Origin of the sequence: Simplicispira sp. 125 (genome assembly GCF_003096555.1) — a bacterium.
GTDB lineage: Bacteria > Pseudomonadota > Gammaproteobacteria > Burkholderiales > Burkholderiaceae_C > Simplicispira.
In genome coordinates, this window is the sequence record NZ_QEKM01000001.1 from 1,084,968 (window position 1) to 1,103,448 (window position 18,481).

General features: G+C 63.9%; 13 protein-coding genes. 3 read left to right on the forward strand and 10 right to left on the reverse strand.

Going from position 1 to position 18,481, the window contains the following annotated elements:
- Positions 1 to 10 precede the first annotated feature (10 nt).
- From C8D04_RS04975 to C8D04_RS04995, 5 genes are all read right to left on the reverse strand, one after another.
- On the reverse strand, positions 11 to 1,477 hold the full coding sequence (locus C8D04_RS04975; RefSeq protein WP_116003864.1) for an efflux transporter outer membrane subunit: 1,467 nt from the start codon (positions 1,475 to 1,477) through the stop codon (positions 11 to 13).
- Between the two features lie 20 nt (positions 1,478 to 1,497).
- On the reverse strand, positions 1,498 to 1,998 hold the full coding sequence (locus C8D04_RS04980; RefSeq protein WP_116003865.1) for a MarR family transcriptional regulator: 501 nt from the start codon (positions 1,996 to 1,998) through the stop codon (positions 1,498 to 1,500).
- Positions 1,999 to 2,235: 237 nt separating this feature from the next.
- Positions 2,236 to 2,706, reverse strand: a complete 471-nt coding sequence (locus C8D04_RS04985) for a CopD family protein (protein ID WP_199563039.1) — start codon at positions 2,704 to 2,706, stop codon at positions 2,236 to 2,238.
- 52 nt (positions 2,707 to 2,758) lie between these two features.
- Positions 2,759 to 4,120 (reverse strand): GGDEF domain-containing protein, encoded by a 1,362-nt coding sequence (locus C8D04_RS04990; protein ID WP_116003867.1) that lies wholly within the window; start codon positions 4,118 to 4,120, stop codon positions 2,759 to 2,761.
- 209 nt (positions 4,121 to 4,329) lie between these two features.
- Positions 4,330 to 5,193 (reverse strand): isocitrate lyase/PEP mutase family protein, encoded by an 864-nt coding sequence (locus C8D04_RS04995; RefSeq protein WP_116003868.1) that lies wholly within the window; start codon positions 5,191 to 5,193, stop codon positions 4,330 to 4,332.
- A 194-nt stretch (positions 5,194 to 5,387) separates the two neighbouring features.
- Between C8D04_RS04995 and prpR the strand changes: the two genes are divergently transcribed.
- Both prpR and C8D04_RS05010 read left to right on the forward strand, forming a co-directional pair.
- Positions 5,388 to 7,361 (forward strand): propionate catabolism operon regulatory protein PrpR, encoded by a 1,974-nt coding sequence (gene prpR, locus C8D04_RS05000; protein WP_116003869.1) that lies wholly within the window; start codon positions 5,388 to 5,390, stop codon positions 7,359 to 7,361.
- 545 nt (positions 7,362 to 7,906) lie between these two features.
- Positions 7,907 to 9,211 (forward strand): SIR2 family protein, encoded by a 1,305-nt coding sequence (locus tag C8D04_RS05010; protein WP_116003870.1) that lies wholly within the window; start codon positions 7,907 to 7,909, stop codon positions 9,209 to 9,211.
- A 295-nt stretch (positions 9,212 to 9,506) separates the two neighbouring features.
- Here C8D04_RS05010 and prpF read toward each other — a convergent pair whose 3' ends face one another.
- The 4 genes from prpF to C8D04_RS05030 form a co-directional block, all read right to left on the reverse strand.
- Positions 9,507 to 10,712: a 2-methylaconitate cis-trans isomerase PrpF gene (gene prpF / locus C8D04_RS05015; RefSeq protein WP_116003871.1), complete on the reverse strand. Its 1,206-nt coding sequence runs from the start codon at positions 10,710 to 10,712 to the stop codon at positions 9,507 to 9,509.
- 407 nt (positions 10,713 to 11,119) lie between these two features.
- Positions 11,120 to 13,768 (reverse strand): Fe/S-dependent 2-methylisocitrate dehydratase AcnD, encoded by a 2,649-nt coding sequence (acnD, locus tag C8D04_RS05020; protein WP_116006021.1) that lies wholly within the window; start codon positions 13,766 to 13,768, stop codon positions 11,120 to 11,122.
- A 32-nt stretch (positions 13,769 to 13,800) separates the two neighbouring features.
- Complete coding sequence (gene prpC, locus C8D04_RS05025) at positions 13,801 to 14,955, reverse strand: 2-methylcitrate synthase (RefSeq protein ID WP_116003872.1); 1,155 nt, start codon at positions 14,953 to 14,955, stop codon at positions 13,801 to 13,803.
- Between the two features lie 32 nt (positions 14,956 to 14,987).
- Positions 14,988 to 15,386: an acyl-CoA thioesterase gene (locus C8D04_RS05030; protein WP_116003873.1), complete on the reverse strand. Its 399-nt coding sequence runs from the start codon at positions 15,384 to 15,386 to the stop codon at positions 14,988 to 14,990.
- Between the two features lie 112 nt (positions 15,387 to 15,498).
- Between C8D04_RS05030 and C8D04_RS05035 the strand changes: the two genes are divergently transcribed.
- Positions 15,499 to 16,986: a short-chain fatty acyl-CoA regulator family protein gene (locus C8D04_RS05035; RefSeq protein WP_116003874.1), complete on the forward strand. Its 1,488-nt coding sequence runs from the start codon at positions 15,499 to 15,501 to the stop codon at positions 16,984 to 16,986.
- Positions 16,987 to 17,079: 93 nt separating this feature from the next.
- Here the strand turns inward: C8D04_RS05035 and C8D04_RS05040 are convergent, their stop codons facing one another.
- Positions 17,080 to 18,477, reverse strand: a complete 1,398-nt coding sequence (locus C8D04_RS05040) for a DUF1501 domain-containing protein (protein WP_116003875.1) — start codon at positions 18,475 to 18,477, stop codon at positions 17,080 to 17,082.
- Between the last annotated feature and the right edge of the window lie 4 nt (positions 18,478 to 18,481).

The following is an 18,481-nucleotide window of genomic DNA, read 5'->3' on the forward strand; positions in this document are numbered from 1 at the left end:
CGCGGCGGTGTCAGTGCGCTGCAGTGTGCAAGGTGGCCGTGTCGTCGGTCCAGCCGCCGCCCAGCGCTTTCATCAACTGCAATTGCGTGTCGATCTGGCGGGCACGCAGGTCCACGGCCAGGCGGCGTTGGGCCAGGACCTGGCTTTCGGTGCTCAGCACCAACAGGTAGCTGCCCAGGCCTGCGCGGTAGCGTTCCTGGGCAAAGCCGTAGGCTTTTTCGGCGCTGGCGGCGGTTTCGCGCTGCAGGGCCTGCTGGCGGGTGAGCGACTGCACCGAGGCCAGCGCGTCGCCCGCTTCTTTGACGGCTTCAAGCACGGCGCTGTTGTATTGCGCAATGGCGGCGTCCTGTTCGGCCTGGCGTCCGCCCAGTTGCGCGCGCAGGCGGCCGCCGTCAAAAAGGGGCAGGCGCAGGGCAGGGCTCACACCCATCTGACGCGAGCCAGCGTTGAACAGACTGTCGAGCCCCAGCGCGTTCAAGCCAATAAAGGCGCCGATGTTGATGTTGGGGTAGAACTCGCTGCGCGCGCTGTGCACGCCTTGGGTGGCGGCTTCCACGCGCCAGCGGGCGGCCACGACATCAGGGCGGCGGCCCAGCAGGTCGGCGCCCAGCGTGTCGGGCACGGTGAGGGGCTGCAGTGCGGCCAGCCGGGGCGCCAGCGTGGCCAGCGCATCGGGCGCCTGGGCACTGAGCACGGCCAGTTGGCGGCGTGCGAGGGTGATTTGTTCTTCCAATGCCTCGATCTGGGTGCGCGCATCGGGCACGGCCGCCTGGGCCTGGGTCAGTTCGACCTGGCTGTCCAGCCCGGCGGAAACGCGCTCGTGCGTCAGCTTTTGCTGTTCTTCCCGCTGCGCCAGGGCACGCTGGGCCACGTCGCGCTGCGCTACCAGCCGGGCCAGCGCCACATAGCTGCGCGCTACCTGGGTGGCCAGCAGGTTGGCAGCGGCGGCCGCATCGGCCTGGGCGGCGCGGGCCTGGCCCAGGGCGGCTTGCAATTCGGCGGCGTGCTGGCCAAAGAAGTCGGGCGCCCACGACAACGATGCCTGCAGGTTGCCGCTGTTGTAGGTGTTGCCCGCGACCGGAGCGGGAACCAGCCCATGGGCGGTGTAGCGCTGGCGCGTGGCATCCAGCCCCAGCGTGGCCTGCGGCCCATTGGCCGCTTCGCGCACCTGGCTCAGTGCCACGGCCTGCTCTAGCCGGGCGCGGCTGATGGCCAGGCTGGGGCTGCCTTGCAGGGCCTGCGCGACCAGTGCGTCGAGTCGGGTGTCCCCCAGCACCGACCACCACTGCGCTGGCGCTGCGGGTGTGTCGGCTGCGGCGTTCAGCCCTACGGCTTCGGGCGTGGTTTGGGCCAGGGGTGCATGGCTGGGGCCGGGGCTGGCGCAGCCGCTGGCAAACAGGGCGGCGGCCAAAGCGCTGGCCAGCAGGCTGCTGCGCAGCGGTGCGGGGCTGCACTGGGGTAATGTGGTGAACGGCATGGGGGAGGAGAGGGGGTGAATCAGGGTTGGCGGTCTGCACTTTGGCGCAGCGCTTCGCCGTTGGATTGCATGCGGCGCAGCAGGCCCAGCAGTGTTTGCCATTCGTCGCGGGTGAAATCGCTGAGGTGGCCGTTGAGCACATCCGACAGCACGGCCGGCACCTGCGCAGCCACCTTCTGTCCTTCGGCGGTGAGCGCAAGCTGCACCACGCGACGGTCGGTGGTGGAGCGCTCGCGCACGACCAGGCCCTTGGTTTCCAGGCGGTCCAGGGCACGGGTCATGGCGGCGGGGTCGTTTTCCAGGTCGCGGGCCAGGCTGGCCACCGTGGTGTCTTTGCAGCGCGAAATCTTGTACAGCGGGAGCCACTGCGCATAAGTCAGGTCGTGCGTGGCCAGTTGCCCGTCGGCCTGGGTGCGGATCGACGACAGCACCTTGCGCATGAGATAGCCCACGCTGTCTTCGGGAGACAGATCGGTGGGGTTATAGAACGGGGCGCGCGCGCAAACGGGAGCAGAAGGCATACCCGCGAATATAGTTGACTAGACAATTATTGGCGCGACAAACATCTCAAAAACATCTGGGAAAAGAGGGCTATTGGGGCCCGAAGGCCCGTCCAGTGAAGAGTTGGTGTGGCAGAGCGATTCGAACGCTGCGCGCAAAGGTCTTGGCGGCTTGCGTTGGTGATTTGGCCGTGGCTGCAGCCAAGTCGAGCCGTAACGAAATCAGGTGCGGTTCCGTGGATCGGCGAAACCTGTGGATCAGACCAGCAGCACGGTAGCCGCGATGACCGCGAAACCCAGCACGAGGTTGACGGTCACTCCGGTGCGAATGGCCGCCATGGCCTGGCCGCCTGCCGCCCAGTTTTCTGCAGCAACAGCGCGCTGCAGGCGCTTGAAGAGCGCAAAACGGATATGGCCGAAGATGCCTATCATCACCAGCCCCAGCGTGGCCATGATGGTCCACGATATCGGCATGGTGAAGGGGCCACCGATCTGCGATGCCTCGCGCGCTACACGGCCGATCATCCACAGCCCGGTGCCCAGCGTCAGCACCACGGCGACCAGCACGGCGGCAAAAAAGCGCTGCAGCACGCTGCACATCAGCGCAAGGCGAACGGGGGGCTCCAGCGCCTGGGCCGCAGGGCGCAAAAAGAAATGGGCAAATACCATGCCGCCGATCCACACGACGATGGACAGCAGGTGAATCAGTTTGAGGGTGGCGTACATCAGGCAACAGGCGGTTGGGGCAGGTAAAAAAAGTTCGGCTCTGCGAGAACGCAGGTCAGGCGCTGAAACGGGACGCTATGCCAGGGGCTGTTTCCGTCTGGACCTGGTTGCCGCCATTGTGCTTGGAGCGGTACATGGTGCGGTCGGCATGGTTCAACAGTTCAGCGACGTCCGTGCCGTGCTCGGGGTACACGGCCACGCCAATGCTGGTTTGCATGTGCAGTGACTCGTCCTTCAAGGAAAAAGGCTGCTGGAAGGCTTCCAGGATTTTGCTCGCCACCTTCGCTGCATGGCGGGACGTGCGGCCGTTTTCGAGCAGCACGACAAACTCGTCTCCGCCCAAGCGCGCCACGGTGTCTGCGGCGCGTACGCAGGCTTGCAGGCGCTGTGCCACCTGTTGCAGCAGCCGGTCGCCCATGGCGTGGCCCAGGCTGTCGTTCACGCGCTTGAAGCGGTCGAGATCCACAAACAACAGCGACACCATCGTGCCATCGCGCCGCGCACGGGCCAACGCGGTGTGCAGGCGGTCGAGCAGCAGGGCGCGGTTGGGCAGATGGGTGAGCATGTCGTGCTGCGCCATGTGCAGCAGGCGTTCGTGCATCTGCTTGCGCTCGATGGCTGCCGCCACCTGGGTGGAGATGAACTGCAGCAGCTCCTTTTCCTTCTCGGTGTACGAGCCGTTTTCGGTATAGCTTTCCAGTACCAGAATCCCAAGGGTCCCACTGTCGGTGCGCAAGGGCACGCCCAGCCAGTAAAGGGCATCACTCTGCGGTGCAGGCAAGGTGTGGCGGTTGGCGGGGGTGAGCAAAACAGTGCGGCCTGTGCGCACCACCTCGGCACACAATGCGTCGTCTTTCAATGCAATGGTGCCCGGCGCGGCCAGCTGCGTATTGGCATGGTAGGCGTAGCACAGCGTGTTGCTGGCCTGGTCGTACAGCACCACCGAGAAGTGGGCGGCGCTCAGCAATTGCCCGATGGCCTGGTGGATGCCTTCGTACAGCGACTCCAGACTTTTCGCTGTGTGCGCAATCTCCGAGATGGCGTAGATCGCTGCCTGCTTGGATTCGCTTAATTTGCGCTCGGTGATGTCATGCGCCACGGCCAGCCGCAGTTGCCGGTCGGGGAGCCAGCGCGCCGTCCAGCTGATGTGTGCGATGGAGCCATCCTTGCGCACATAGCGGTTCTCGAACTGCAATTGCAGGTCGCCTTCCATGATGTTTTGCGCCTGGCTCTGGGTGACGGCCCGGTCATCCGGATGCACCAGGTCGAGCATGCGGCGCCCCACCACTTCGGCCGGTGCGTAGCCAAAGATGCGCTCGAATGCGGGGCTGACAAACACGATGCGGCTGTCGGCCTGCACCATGCACACGGCGTCCAGCAGCAAGTTGACAACATTCAGCGAAGAAATACTGTGCATGGAGTGAAGTGGGCGGTCGGAGCTTGCAGTAGGCATGGATGCAAACCATTGTGCCGTGATGGCTCCATCCATGCTTTCCAAGGCCAAAAGCCCTGGCCATGCGCCCTACAGAACCAAGGGCACGCCGCGCGCAGCAACGAAGCATGCACACACGAATACTATTTAATTAATAGCATATAGCGCTTCACTGGTGGGCTTTTAAGGCTGTTTTACCGGTATTTTTCTTCTAGCGCATCCCACCCAGGTTTGCCCACCAGGCGCTGGCGTTCGGCAAACGGCGTGACCAGGGCGGGGTCTTCACGCAGGCTGTGGGTGTCGCGCAGCACCGTCAGCGCTTTTTGCATGCCGGCCACAGCGGCTTGCAGGGCGGCGTTGGCGTACAACACCAGGCCATAGCCCAGGCCGCCCAGCTCGTCAGCGCCGAAGAGGGGTGTTTTGCCGCCGATCACCATATTCATCAGCTGGGGCTTGTCCAGGCGCTGGGGCAGGGCGCGGATTTCGCTCTCGGTGGTGACGGCTTCCACGAACAGAATGTCGGCGCCGGCTTCGCTGTAGCGCTGGGCGCGCTCCACCGCAGCCTCGAAACCATGCATGGCGCAGGCATCGGTGCGGGCCATGATGAGGGTGTCGCCATTGCGCCGGGCATCGGTAGCCGCCTTGATTTTGCCGACCATCTCGGCGGCCGATAGGACTTCCTTGCCGTTGAAATGCCCGCAGCGCTTCGGTGAAACCTGGTCTTCGAGCTGGATGCAATCGGCCCCGGCGCGCTCAAGCGTGCGCACGGCGTGGTAGGTGTTGAGCGCGTTGCCAAAGCCGGTGTCGGCGTCCACGATCAGCGGCAGCTCCACGGCGTCGTGGATGCGGGCGGTGTGGTCGGCAATGTCCGTGAGGCCCATGAACGCCTGGTCGGGCAGGCCGAACCACATGTTGGTCACCCCGGCGCCAGTGACGTAGATCGCCTCATACCCCAGGTCGGCCACCACGCGGGCAGAAAGGGCGTTGAACGCGCCGGGCACGATGACGCCACGGCGCGCGTTGGCCAGGGCCTTGAGTTGTTGTTGGGTGCTGGTCATGCAATGTCCTTGTCTCAATTGGTGTGAAGGCCTGTGGCACAGGCGCGTACGAACTATTGCAATCCTTGTGCCAAGCACCTCCCGTTAGCGTTGCGATGCGCAAGTGCTTATGAAGCAAAGGTTTTTGGCACCTGAGTACTTTGCTTTTCTCAATTTTCTTTTCGCGGTGTTTCAAAATTGAAATAATGCATTGCATGATTGAAGCGACCGCGCATTCCTCCGCCCTTGCCTTGCCCCGCATCGTTACCGTCGGCCGCCACCGCATCGGCCGGGTGCTGGAGCGCGTGGCCGAGCTCTTCGCCGGCCAGGCGCATATCGAACACATCAGCGCCTCGTTCGACACCGCCGTGGACGCCGTGCGGGCCCTGCACGCACGCGCGCCCATCGATACGCTGGTCGTGGCCGGGGCCAGCGGCGCCTGGATGCGCGAGCGCGTGGACATTCCCGTCGCCATGGTCGAGGTGCGCGGCTTTGATCTGCTGGGGGCGCTGGCGCGTGCCCGTGCGCTGTCGCCGCGCGTGGCGCTGGTCACGTTTGGCGCGCCGTCCGAGCAGCTGGCCCAGTTCGACGCCCAGTTTGGCGCCGGCATTGCCCAGTTCAGCTACCACGGGCCCGAAGACGCCGCCGCCTGCGTGCAGGCCATGCAAGCCGCCGGCATCGGCGCCGTGGTGGCGCCGGGGCTGGTGGCCGACCTGGCCGAAGAGGCCGGCATGGCCAGCGTGCTGCTCTATTCAGACGCCGCCGTTCAGCAGGCGCTGCAAGAGGGCGTGCTGCTGGCGCGCCAGCGCCTGGCCGAGCGCGCGCGCCACCAGCGGCTGCAGACCATCCTGGGCCAGCTGCAAGACGGCGTGGTGGCCGTGGACTGCGCGCAGCGCATCCAGGCGCTGAACCCGGCCATGGCGGCCCTGCTGGGCACGCCGGCCGAGCAGTTGCACGGCCGCACGCTGGGCGCCGTGGCCCCGCAGCTGGACATGGCCGGCACCCTGCGCCACCAACAAAGCAGCGAAGACGTGGTGCAACTGGCCACGCGCACCCAGGTCGTGCGCCGCGCCCCCATCGTGGAAAACGGCGTGCTCACCGGCGCGCTGCTGGTCTGCCGCGACCCGCAGGTCATCCAGAACGCCGACCGCCACCTGCGCGCCAACCAGCGCCAGCGCAGCGCGGGCGTGCGCTGGCGCATAGCCGACTGCGTGGGCGACAGCCCCGCCATGCAGCGCCTGCGCGCGCTGGCGCACCAGTGCGCGGGGAGCGACGCCACCGTGCTTATCCTGGGCGAGAGCGGCACCGGCAAAGAGCTGGTGGCCCAGGGCATCCATCGTGCCAGCCGCCGCGCCTTGCAGCCCTTTCTGGCCGTCAACTGCGCCGCTTTAGGCGAAAGCCTGCTGGAGAGCGAACTGTTCGGCTACGAAGAAGGCGCCTTCACCGGCGCGCGCCGGGGTGGCAAGACCGGGCTGATCGAAGCGGCGCACACCGGCACCCTGTTCCTGGACGAAATCGGCGACATGCCGCTGGCCCTGCAATCGCGCCTGCTGCGCGTGCTGCAAGAGCGCGAAGTGCTGCGCGTGGGCGCGACCACGCCCGTGCCGGTCGATGTGCGCGTGATCGCCGCCACCCACGCCGACCTGGGCGCGCAGGTCGAAAAAAGCCTGTTTCGCCGCGACCTGTATTACCGCCTGGCCGTGCTGCGCCTGGCCACGCCCGCCCTGCGCGAGCGCAGCCCGCAAGACGTCGCCCACCTGGCCCAGGCCCTGCTGCAGCGGCGCCTGAATGCCGCTGCGGATGCGCCCACCGATGCGCCGCCGCCTGCCGCTGCCATCCACACGCTGCTGGCCGCCGTGCTACAGCGCGCCCAGGGCCACACCTGGCCCGGCAACGTGCGCGAACTGGAAAACTGGGTAGAGCGGGTGCTGGCCTGCCAGGGCTATGTGTGCGGTGCGCAAGGCGCGGTGGATGCGGCGCGGCTGTTGGAAGTTTTTCCGGAATGCGCCGAGCCGTTGCCTGTGGCCGCGCCCGCCGCCGCCCGCCCAATGCCATTGAAAGAAACCCGCCGCCGCGCCGAACAGCAGCGGGTGCAAGAGGTGCTGGAGTCCGTCAACGGCGACCAGCGGCAGGCTTGCGAGGTTTTGGGGATCAGCCGGGCTACGTTGTGGCGGAGGATGAAGGGGTAGGAGAATGAGGCTGCTCGCTGAAGTGGTTGTGCACTGTATGTGCGTTGTGGATGAGGGCCTTCGACCCAGAGCCGCCATTCAGATAAAAGCCGCAAAGCTGTCATTAAGCAAGACACCAAGAATCTCTGGGCTGGAGGCATCCTCGATGCCACTTGGTTGTGCGTGCCAGCGGCTACCCATCGCTCATTGGGCTGCATGGCCAGAAAACCCTCGACCTCCTACCATCCTATGTCTCGCGGATGCCACAAACCAGCCATTTCATAACACTCGCACCCAGTACACATAGGTCTGCTCGGTGCGCAAGCTATAGTGTTTGTAATAAATTAACTCACGGACTCTAATCGGTGACTGTGTGGCGTCTAACCCAGGATGAAAGGCGGTTTTCAAGGTTGAATTTATTACTATATTTGCATATAGCATGCTTGCCGCAGATCTAGGCTATAAGCCATTTTTAAGTCTTCGTACCGCCAATTTAGACCGCAGGCGTCAGAGATGGCCTGCGCGTTTATGCGGTCTATATTAAGTTATGCCCTGGAGTTTCTTCTGTGAGTGAATATTTTGAAATCGCCTATGCGACAGTATCCGGGAAGCTTTGCCTTTTCACTGGAACGGGATTCTCAAAGGCGGTGACCGACAATGAGGCCCCAAGTTGGCAAGGACTACTGGAGTCAATCTGTGATCTGACGCCAGAGCCTGCAAGCCTCAAAGCTGCGCTTTTCCCTCCAGGTGAAAAAAATGTCCTCAGTCTTGAGGAAGCGGCCCAAGTAATTGCCATCGAGCTATCTAAGGTCGATAAGAATATTCACGAAGAGATTGCCGCCAGAATTCGTGCACTCACCCTTAAAGGTGATAACTCTGCCGTTCAGGATTTCCTGTCAAAAAGAACGTTTAAGGTCGCCACTACAAACTATGACAAGCTTATCGAAGACCTTTCAGGTGAAGCCGACTGCCACTCGCTGACGCCGGGGCTACCCATCCCTCGATCACAATCCAGAGTGAAGATCTACCATGTTCACGGGTCGATTGACTCATACGAAAACATGGTCGTGACATCCGACGATTACTTCCGCTTCATAAATAGCGAATCGTATTTTTCGAGAAAATTGAGTACCGTTCTCCACGAGAACACCGTCGTTATTATTGGGTATTCCCTTGGGGATAATAACTTAAAAGCGATTATCAGCGACTACAAGGGATTCTCGAGAAGTCATGTAATTGGGTCGAATATTTTTCTAATATCTCGATCTAAGGTTGACCAGCATATCAAGGACTATTACGCTCACTGTTACGGCATTCGGGTTCTCGACAGAATAGAAGTGCATGACTTCTTTAAGTCGCTCAACGCTGCCCTGCCAGAGGCTGAAAAACGTTTCGCTAAGTCTATCGATAACATTCGGAAGGTGGTTTTTGAAAATCTTAGCTTCAAAAAAGACTACCTAAAAATTGAGAACTCTTTCTTTGAAATCGTATCGTCTCTTGCTGCGATCGGCGTTAGCATAAATGACTCCCGTGTAGTGAAAGCGCTTGGAGACATAATAAGATCAAAGACAGAGCTTACTCAAGAAAGTGGGGCCTGGGTTCAATACGAGCATCTGGCTAGATGGCTGGCCTATTTATCTAGCATTCTTGAATTGAAGGGCACATCAATAGAGCAGATTTATTTGGAGGCTGCGTGTCGTTCCATGAAGAGTATGAGAAAGGAACTCTACATTGGTTACTCATGGCATGCATACAAGTCGTGGAGCAGCCGCTGGCCCGGAATAATTGCGTCTAATAGGGCGCTCATTCGAAAGCATATAGAAGCGAATACGACTTGGCCAGATGCGTTGGCTGTAGTGAGAAGTGCTTAGGCATAACCCATCACTCCACCGGACCTACCACGGCAGGCCTAGGAATTCAGACGCTGAGTACCCGCTTCTTTTTACCTCTAGCGGCGACTCCTGGCCGCGAGCAGAAGCTCAGTCAGGCTCTGGGCCTCAGATAAATTCGTTGCGTAGCTAAAGGCGCTGGAATAAAAAATTCCAGCGCCTTCTGCTTTTTGTGCACATCATTTTTGATAGCTGCTAGCGCACGTCTATCAAGCGTTTCAGGGGTATTTCATATAAAAATACTCAACGCCTGCCGCAGCCGCACAACGGCACCGCGTCACCCGCTCACCCCCTCCAAAACCTCCCCCGGCACCCGCACCCACCCTTCCATCAAAACCCGCGCGCTGCGGCCCATCAGGGCTTTGGTGACTTGCCACTGGCCGTTGACCTGCTCTGCCTCGGCGCCCACGCGCAGCGTCCCCGAGGGGTGGCCAAAACGCACGGCGGTGCGGGTGCCACCCCCAGCCGCCTGGTTCACCAGCGTTCCCGGAATGGCGGCAGCGGCGCCGATGGCGACGGCGGCGGTGCCCATCATGGCGTGGTGCAGTTGGCCCATGGACAGGGCGCGCACCAGCAAATCCACATCAGCGGCGCGCACGGTTTTGCCGCTGGACGCGGCGTAATTGGCCGGCGGCGCCACGAACGCCACCTTGGGCGTGTGCTGGAGGGCGGCGGCGTGGCCGGTGTGCGCTATGAGCCCCATGCGCACGGCGCCGTGGGCGCGGATGGCCTCGAAGCGGGCGAGGGCCTGCGGGTCGCCGTTGATGGCGCCTTGCAGCTCGGTGCCGGTGTAGCCCAGGTCGGCGGCGTTGACGAAGATGGTCGGGATGCCGGCGTTAACCATCGTCACCTGCAGCGCGCCGCCCGGCACCACGGACGCGGGCACTTCGAGCGTGTCCACCACGTTGCCGGTCGGGAACAGAGCGCCTTCGGCGGCGGGGTGGATGAATTCGAGCTGCACCTCGGCGGCGGCAAAGGCCACGCCGTCGAGTTCAAAGTCGCCCGTTTCCTGCACCTGGCCGTCGGTGATGGGCACGTGGGCGACGATGGTTTTGCCGATGTTGGCCTGCCAGATGCGCACGGTTGCCATGCCGCTCTGCGGGATGCGCGCGGCGTCGATCAGGCCCATGTGGATGGCGCAGGGGCCGACTGCTGCTGAGAGGTTGCCGCAGTTGCCGCTCCAGTCCACCAAAGGCCGGTCGATGCTGACTTGGCCAAACAGGTAGTCCACGTCGTGGCCGGGGCGGGTGCTTTGGCTCAGGATCACGGCCTTGCTGGTGCTGGACGAGGCGTTGCCCAGGCCGTCGATCTGCTTGCCATAGGGGTCGGGGCTGCCGAGCACGCGCAGCAGGAGGGCATCGCGCACGGCGCCGGGCTGGCGGGCGGCTTCTGGCAGGTCTTGCAGGCGGAAGAACACGCCCTTGCTGGTGCCGCCGCGCATATAGGTGGCGGGGATTTTGATTTGGGGGGCGAAGCGGGTCATGGGGTGGCGGGGATTGGGTTTTTCGAATTTGATAGCTGCTAGCGCTTGTGGGTATTGGGCTAGAGGCTAATTTTGTTGTGAATGTGCTGTTTTTGATTGCCGTTCGATCTGATCCTGTTGAGAACAACTGGGGTCAAGCAGTCAACATATTCACCGCCGTGCCCTGCGTTCCGGCATCGGGGTCAGAGCACGAGTTTCGCTTTGCGAAATCGTGATCCGACCCCACTGCCTGCGTCGCTCGCGTGCGCTGTCTGAGGCAGGAACCTGATTACGCTGCACGAAACCGTGGTCTGACCCGCATGCCTGCGCCCGACCTTAATGCCTGCGTTGCTCGTGTGCGCGCTGTGGGAGCGGGAGCAACACGGGGGCGGCAGTTGGCATGCGGATTTGATAGCTGCCAGCGCTTGTCACGCCTGGGTTAGAGCCTTATTTGGCTCATTATTCTCTTGTCCGTTCTGCGCCAGAAAGTCTTGCGCAAAGCGCTGCAGCACGCCGCCAGCGGCGTAGATCGACACTTCTTCGGCGGTGTCGAGGCGGCAGGTCACCGGCACCTCGACCTGTTCACCATTCTTGCGCGCGATGACCAGCGCCAGCGTGGCGCCGGGGGTGCGCTGGCCGCGCACGTCAAACACTTCACTGCCGTCGATCTGCAGCGTGTGGCGCGTGGTGCCGGGTTGGAATTGCAGCGGCAGCACGCCCATGCCGACCAGGTTGGTGCGGTGGATGCGCTCAAAGCCCTCGGCGGCGATGGCTTCGACGCCCGCCAGGCGCACGCCTTTGGCGGCCCAGTCGCGCGAGCTGCCCTGGCCGTAGTCGGCGCCGGCAATGATGATGAGCGGCTGGCGGCGCTGCATATAGGTCTCGATCGCCTCCCACATGCGCACCACCTGGCCCTCGGGTTCGATGCGGGTGAGCGAGCCTTTTTGCACCTGGCCATCGACCACGGCCATCTCGTTGATGAGCTGCGGGTTGGCAAAGGTGGCGCGCTGGGCCGTCAGGTGGTCGCCCCGGTGCGTGGCATACGAGTTGAAGTCTTCCTCGGGCAGGCCCATTTTGTGCAGGTATTCGCCCGCTGCGCTGTCCAACAAAATGGCGTTCGACGGCGAAAGGTGGTCGGTGGTGATGTTGTCGGGCAGCACGGCCAGCGGGCGCAGGCCCTGCAGCGTGCGCTCTCCCGCCAGCGCGCCTTCCCAATAGGGCGGGCGGCGGATGTAGGTGCTTTGCGGGCGCCAGTCGTAGAGCGGGTCGATGTGGTTGCCGGTCACAACGCCGAGCTTGAACATCGGCTCGTACACCTGGCGAAAATGCGCCGGCTTGACGCTGTGCGCCACCACGGCGTCGATCTCTGCGTCGCTGGGCCAGAGGTCTTTGAGCGTGACCGGCTGGCCGCTCTGGTCCATGCTGAGCACGTCTTTTTCAATGTCAAAGCGGATGGTGCCGGCAATGGCGTAGGCCACCACCAGCGGCGGCGAGGCCAAGAATGCCTGCTGGGCGTACGGGTGGATGCGCCCGTCGAAGTTGCGGTTGCCCGACAGCACGGCGGTGGCGTAGAGGCCCCGGTCAATGATTTCTTGCTGGATGGCGGGGTCGAGCGCGCCGCTCATGCCGTTGCAGGTGGTGCAGGCAAAGCCGACGATGCCAAAGCCCAGCTGCTCCAGCTCTTTCAGCAAACCGGCGTCTTGCAAATACAGCTCGACCGCTTTCGAGCCGGGTGCCAGCGAGGTTTTGACCCAGGGCTTGCGCGCCAAGCCCCGTGCATTGGCGTTGCGCGCCAGCAGAGCCGCTGCGATGACGTTGCGCGGGTTGCTGGTGTTGGTGCAGCTGGTGATGGCGGCAATGATGACGGCGCCGTCGGGCATCAGGCCCTCGGCCTCTTGGTCGCGGGCCATTTGCAGCTTGACCGGGCCGGCAATGCCGCGTGCGGTCAGGTCAGCGGTAGGCAGGCGTTTGTGCGGGTTGGACGGCCCGGCCATGTTGCGCACCACGCTGGACAAATCAAAGCGCAGCACGCGCTCGTATTCGGCGGTCGCCAGCGCGTCGGCCCACAGGCCGGTGCGCTTGGCATAGGTTTCGACCAGCCTGACCTGCGCGTCGTCGCGGCCGGTCAGGCGCAGGTAGTCGATGGTTTGCTGGTCGATGTAGAACATCGCCGCCGTGGCGCCAAACTCGGGCGTCATGTTGGAGATGGTGGCGCGGTCGCCCAGCGTCAGGGCGCTGGCGCCGGCGCCGAAAAATTCGAGGTAGGCGCCCACCACCTTTTGTTGGCGCAGGTATTCGGTCAGCGCCAGCACCACGTCGGTGGCGGTGATACCGGGCTGGGGCTGGCCGGTCAGCTCGACGCCGACGATGTCGGGCAAGCGCATCCACGAGGCGCGCCCCAGCATCACGCTCTCGGCCTCCAGACCGCCTACGCCAATGGCAATCACGCCCAGCGCATCGACATGCGGCGTGTGGCTGTCGGTGCCGACCAGCGTGTCGGGGAAGGCCACGCCATCGCGCGAATGCACCACCGGAGACATTCTTTCGAGGTTGATCTGGTGCATGATCCCGTTCCCCGGCGGGATCACCTCGACGTTTTTGAAGGCGGTTTTGCACCACTCGATGAAGTGGAAGCGGTCTTCGTTGCGGCGGTCTTCCACGGCGCGGTTCTTGGCGAAAGCGTCAGGGTCGAAGCCGGCAAATTCCACCGCCAGCGAATGGTCCACGATGAGCTGCGTGGGCACCACCGGGTTGACCTGCGCCGGGTCGCCGCCGCGCTCGGCAATGGCGTCGCGCAGGCCGGCCAGATCGACCAGCGCCGTCTGCCCCAGGATGTCGTGGCACACCACGCGCGCCGGAAACCACGGAAAGTCCAGATCCCTCTTGCGCTCTATCAGTTGCTGGAGCGAGGCGGTGAGCGTGGCCGGGTCGCAGCGGCGCACCAGGTTTTCTGCATGGACGCGCGCCGTGTAGGGCAGCTTGGCGTAGGCGCCGGGGGCGATGGCCTCGACGGCGTCGCGGGCGTCGAAGTAGTCCAGCGCGGTGCCGGGCAGGGGTTTGCGGTGTTGGGTGTTCATCATGGGGCGGCTGGGGGCAAGCGGATGGATTGTTACTGGCGCTCGCTCAAAGGCACGAACACCTTGTCGTCGGGGCCGGTGTAGTTTGCGCTGGGGCGGATGATTTTGTTGTCGATGCGCTGCTCGATGGCGTGTGCCGCCCAGCCGCTGGTGCGGGCCACCACAAACAGCGGCGTGAACATGGCGGTCGGCACACCCATCAGGTGGTAGCTGACGGCGCTGAACCAGTCCAGGTTGGGGAACATCTGCTTGGCGTCCCACATCACGGCCTCCAGCCGCTCGGCAATGTCGTACATCTTGGTGTTGCTGGCGCTGCCCGAGAGCTGGCGCGCCACACGCTTGATGACCTCGTTGCGCGGGTCGCTTACGGTGTAGACCGGGTGGCCAAAGCCAATCACCACCTCTTTGGCCTCGACGCGGCGACGGATGTCGGCTTCGGCTTCGCAGGGGCTGTCGTAGCGCTTCTGGATTTCGAACGCCACCTCGTTGGCGCCGCCGTGCTTGGGGCCGCGCAGCGCGCCAATGCCGCCGGTGATGCACGAATACAGGTCCGAGCCGGTGCCGGCAATCACGCGGCAGGCAAAGGTGCTGGCGTTGAATTCGTGCTCGGCGTACAGGTTGAGCGAGGTGTGCATGGCGCGCTCCCATTCGGGCGGCGGCGCCTTGCCGTGCAGCAGGTGCAGAAAGTGCGCGCCAATCGAGTCGTCGTCGGTCTCGACCGCGATGCGCTTGCCCTGCGTGCTCCAGTGGTACCAATACAGCAGCATCGAACCCAGCGATGCCAGCAGGCGGTCGGCAATGTCGCGCGCGCCAGGGGTGTTGTGGTCGTCTTTTTCGGGCAGCACGCAGCCCAGGGTCGATACGCCGGTGCGCACCACGTCCATCGGGTGGCTGCTGGCGGGCAGGTGCTCCAGCGCTTCTTTCACGCTGGCGGGCAGGCCGCGCAGGGCCTTGAGCTTGGCTTTGTAGGCGCGCAGCTCGGCGGGCGTGGGCAGCTTGCCGTGTACCAGCAGGTGCGCGATTTCTTCAAACTCGCACACATCGGCCATGTCCAGGATGTCGTAACCCCGGTAATGCAGGTCGTTGCCGGTCTTGCCGACGGTGCACAGGGCGGTGTTGCCCGCAGTCACGCCGGACAGGGCGACGGATTTTTTCGGTTTGAAGGTGGGGCTCAGTGTTTCGCTCATGGTGTCTCCTGGATAGAAATGAAGGAAGGAAATCAGTGCGCAAGCGGCTGCGGGCGGCCTTGTGCATCGACGCAGACCATCTCGAACATGCCGCGCAGCACCTCGACCGGCTCTGTGTGCGGTCGTTGCGGCGGCATCAGGCCGATGACCTGCACGCTCATCGAGCTGCGCCCGCTGCGCACCACCTGGCTTGATAGCTCCAGCGCGCGTCCTTGGGGCACGGGGGCCAAAAAATCAACCTGGCTGCAGCGCGCCATCACCACGTCGTGCCCGGCGTGGCGGCTGGCCGTTACAAAAGCGGCCTTGCTCATCAGCGCCAGGGCTTGGCCCGCAAACAGCGTGCCGTAGTGGTTGGACAGTGGCGGCAGCACCATTTCGGTGAAGTGCAAAACCGGCGCAAGCACCGGCGAAGGAGGGGTGGTTTGGTGCATGATTCGCAATGTACGCAAACCATCTGCACTGCAGAAGGACTGAATTGGCGAATGAATGCGAAGTTTTGTGGCGTTATTTGCGAATGTTGCGAATTTCAAGACGAGAAAAACAATGCGAAAAACTTTCATGGGCGTGCAGTTGCGCCGCCTGCGCGAAGAGCGCGGAATGACCCAGGTGGCTCTGGCGCGTGCGCTGGGGCTTTCGGCCAGCTACCTGAACCAGATCGAGCAGAACCAGCGGCCCATGACGGTGCCGGTGCTGCTCAAGATCAACGCCGAACTGGGTGTGGACGTGCAGCGCTTCTCGGACGACGAAGAGGCCCGCCTGGTGGCTGGCTTGTGCGATGTGCTGGCCGACCAGCCGCCCAGCACTGCACCCGTGGGTGCGGGGGGGATTGCGGGCACGGCCACCCAGGTGTCGATGGCTGAAATCCGCGAGCTGGCGGCCAGCATGCCCGCCGTGGCACGCACGCTGATGGGCTTGCACACCCGCCACCGGCAGGCGCTCGAGCGCATCGAGGCCTTGTCCGAGCGCCTGGGCGATGAGCGCGGCACGCAGGGCGGGGCGGCGCTGCCGCCCATGGCCTATGAAGAGGTACGCGACTACTTTTTTGCCCACCACAACCACATGGCCGAGCTGGACGATGCGGCCGAGCGCTGCGCTGCGCAGTGGCAGCTGGAGCCGCGCCGTGCCGAAGCGGCCCTGGTGCAGCGGCTAGCGCAGGCACACAGCGTACGTGTCGTCACGTCGGGCCCCGATGCGCCCGTACTGGCCGGGGGCGCCCAGCGCCTGTACGACCCGGCGGTCGGCGTGCTCTATCTGGCCAGCCTGCTGGAGCCGGGCCAACGCAATTTTCAGCTGGCAACGCAGCTGGCGTTTCTGGAAATGGAGCCCGTTCTGCAGCGCCTGGCCCAGGACGCTCGCCTGTCGAGCCCGCAGGCGCGCCAGCTGGCGCGCATTGGCCTGGCAAATTACTTTGCGGGTGCGCTGCTCATGCCTTACACCGCCTTCCTGCAGGCCGCTGAGGCCGAGCGCTACGACATCGAGCGGCTGGGGCAGCGCTTTGGCGTCGGTTTCGAGGCGGTGTGCCACCGCTTGTCGATGTTGCAGCGGCCCCAGGCGCGCGGCGTGCCGTTCATCTTTATTCGGGTGGACCGGGCGGGCAACATCTCCAAACGCCAGTCGGCCACGCATTTCCACTTCTCGCGCGTGGGTGGCACGTGCCCTTTGTGGAATGTGTACGAGGCCTTTGCCCAGCCCGGGCGCATCGTCACGCAACTGGCGCGCATGCCCGACGGGCGCACCTATCTGTGGGTGGCGCGCACCGTGCAGCACAGCGGCGGTGCCTGGGGCGCACCGGGCAAGCTGCACGCGGTGGCACTGGGCTGCGACATCCAGCACGCGCCGCGCTGGGTGTATGCCCAGGGGCTGAACCTGACCGACCCGGCCGCCGCCGTGCCCATCGGCATGGGCTGCAAGGTGTGTGAGCGCACCGACTGCCCGCAACGCGCCTTCCCGCCCATGGGCCGCGAGGTGGCCGTTGACGAGCGTCGCAGCACGCTGGCACCGTACCCGGTGGTGCAGGCGCGGGCCGGGTAGGGCCTGTTTTTTGTACCATTGAAAAGCTATAAAAATAATAGCTATTAGCGCTTTACCATAAAGCGTTTTAAGCTGTTTTTGCTTAAAAATTTGTCATGCCACCATGAAGCCCAGGTCCTTTTCAGTGAACTGGCTCAATCGGGGCAGCACCAGGGGCAGATCGGATGCGGACACACCAAACCAGCGTGCCAGCGTTCCGGCATATTGCTCAACCGCCAGGGCGGGCAGGAGGCGCCCCTGGCCCACATCGTCGGGGCCGTTGTTGGCGGGCAGGGGCGCAGGCCCCACAAAACGGCCTCCTTGCACCGCGCCGCCCAGCACAAACTGCGCCGCACCCCAACCATGGTCAGATCCGTCGTTGTTGCTGACCAGCGTGCGGCCAAAGTCGGATGCCGTGAAGGCGGTGACCTGCGAGGCGATGCCCAGCACTTCGGTAGCGCGGTAGAACGCGGCCAGTGCGTTGCCTACCTGGCCCAGCAGGCCCGGGTGAACGCCCAACTGGTTGTCGTGCGTGTCGAACCCACCAATCGAAACAAAAAACACCTGCCGTTTGGCGCCCAATTGTTGGCGTGCAGCGATCATGCGAGCCACCAGCGCCAACTGGTCGGCCAGCCGGTTGCCCGTGGGGAAGGGCGTGGGCACGGGCGTGCCAGCCAGTGCACTGGTGAGTAATTCGCCCGACTGGATGCTGCGCTGTGCAATCCGGGCATGCTCGTTGGCCAGCCAGTGCGGTGACGATGCCGTCATGAGTTGGCGCAGCGCCTGGGATGCCGCGCTGGAGCCAAAAAGCGGACTCTTGATGCCGGTGACAGGCACGGGTCCGCTGGTCGTTACTTGGTAGGGAATGGCCGTGTCGCCCGACAGAAACACCGCATTGCCGGAGACGTTAATGCACGTGAAGGTGGAGATGCCATTGCTGGCGACGGCCAGGTCACCCAGCCGCCCGCCCCAGCCCCGCACGGCGCCCTCGGCCGAGGACGCCTGCCAGTACGACTGCTGGTCGTTGTGCGAAAAAAGCTTGGGGGGCAGCGGCACCGAGCGCGCCATGTACTGCGCCTTGGTGGTGGGCTGGGCCAGCGTGCCCACGTTGTGCAGCACCGCCAGATGGCCTTGGTTGAACAAGGGCAGCAGCCCCGCTGACAGCGTAGGCGCCAGGGCAAACTGGCGGCCATCGGTGGCAGCGGTTGTGGGTTGCAGAACGCAGGGCGCCAGGGCATCGCGGCTGTAGGCGATGTTGCTGCGCAACCCCTGGTAGAGCGCGTGGTGCGTGGTGTCGTAGGGCACCAGCGTGTTCCAGTGGTCGTTGCCCCCTTGCAGAAAAACGCAGACCAGCGCCTTGTAGTCGGGGGCGCTTTGGGCCGCCGCGTCGCTGATGGCGGAAAGGGTCAACGCCCAGGGCGCGGCGCTGGCCGCCAGAGACAAGGCGCCGCCACGGCGCAGAAAGGCCCGGCGCGATGCACTGTCGGGGTCAAACGGGTGGGGTGCGTGCATGGGC

Bases quoted from the DNA above. Each gene is read 5' to 3' on its own strand.
- C8D04_RS04975 (WP_116003864.1), bottom strand. From the start codon at position 1,477: ATGCCGTTCACCACATTACCCCAGTGCAGCCCCGCACCGCTGCGCAGC.
- C8D04_RS04980 (WP_116003865.1), bottom strand. From the start codon at position 1,998: ATGCCTTCTGCTCCCGTTTGCGCGCGCGCCCCGTTCTATAACCCCACC.
- C8D04_RS04990 (WP_116003867.1), bottom strand. From the start codon at position 4,120: ATGCACAGTATTTCTTCGCTGAATGTTGTCAACTTGCTGCTGGACGCC.
- C8D04_RS04995 (WP_116003868.1), bottom strand. From the start codon at position 5,193: ATGACCAGCACCCAACAACAACTCAAGGCCCTGGCCAACGCGCGCCGT.
- prpR (WP_116003869.1), top strand. From the start codon at position 5,388: ATGATTGAAGCGACCGCGCATTCCTCCGCCCTTGCCTTGCCCCGCATC.
- prpF (WP_116003871.1), bottom strand. From the start codon at position 10,712: ATGACCCGCTTCGCCCCCCAAATCAAAATCCCCGCCACCTATATGCGC.
- acnD (WP_116006021.1), bottom strand. From the start codon at position 13,768: ATGAACACCCAACACCGCAAACCCCTGCCCGGCACCGCGCTGGACTAC.
- prpC (WP_116003872.1), bottom strand. From the start codon at position 14,955: ATGAGCGAAACACTGAGCCCCACCTTCAAACCGAAAAAATCCGTCGCC.
- C8D04_RS05030 (WP_116003873.1), bottom strand. From the start codon at position 15,386: ATGCACCAAACCACCCCTCCTTCGCCGGTGCTTGCGCCGGTTTTGCAC.
- C8D04_RS05035 (WP_116003874.1), top strand. From the start codon at position 15,499: ATGCGAAAAACTTTCATGGGCGTGCAGTTGCGCCGCCTGCGCGAAGAG.
- C8D04_RS05040 (WP_116003875.1), bottom strand. From the start codon at position 18,477: ATGCACGCACCCCACCCGTTTGACCCCGACAGTGCATCGCGCCGGGCC.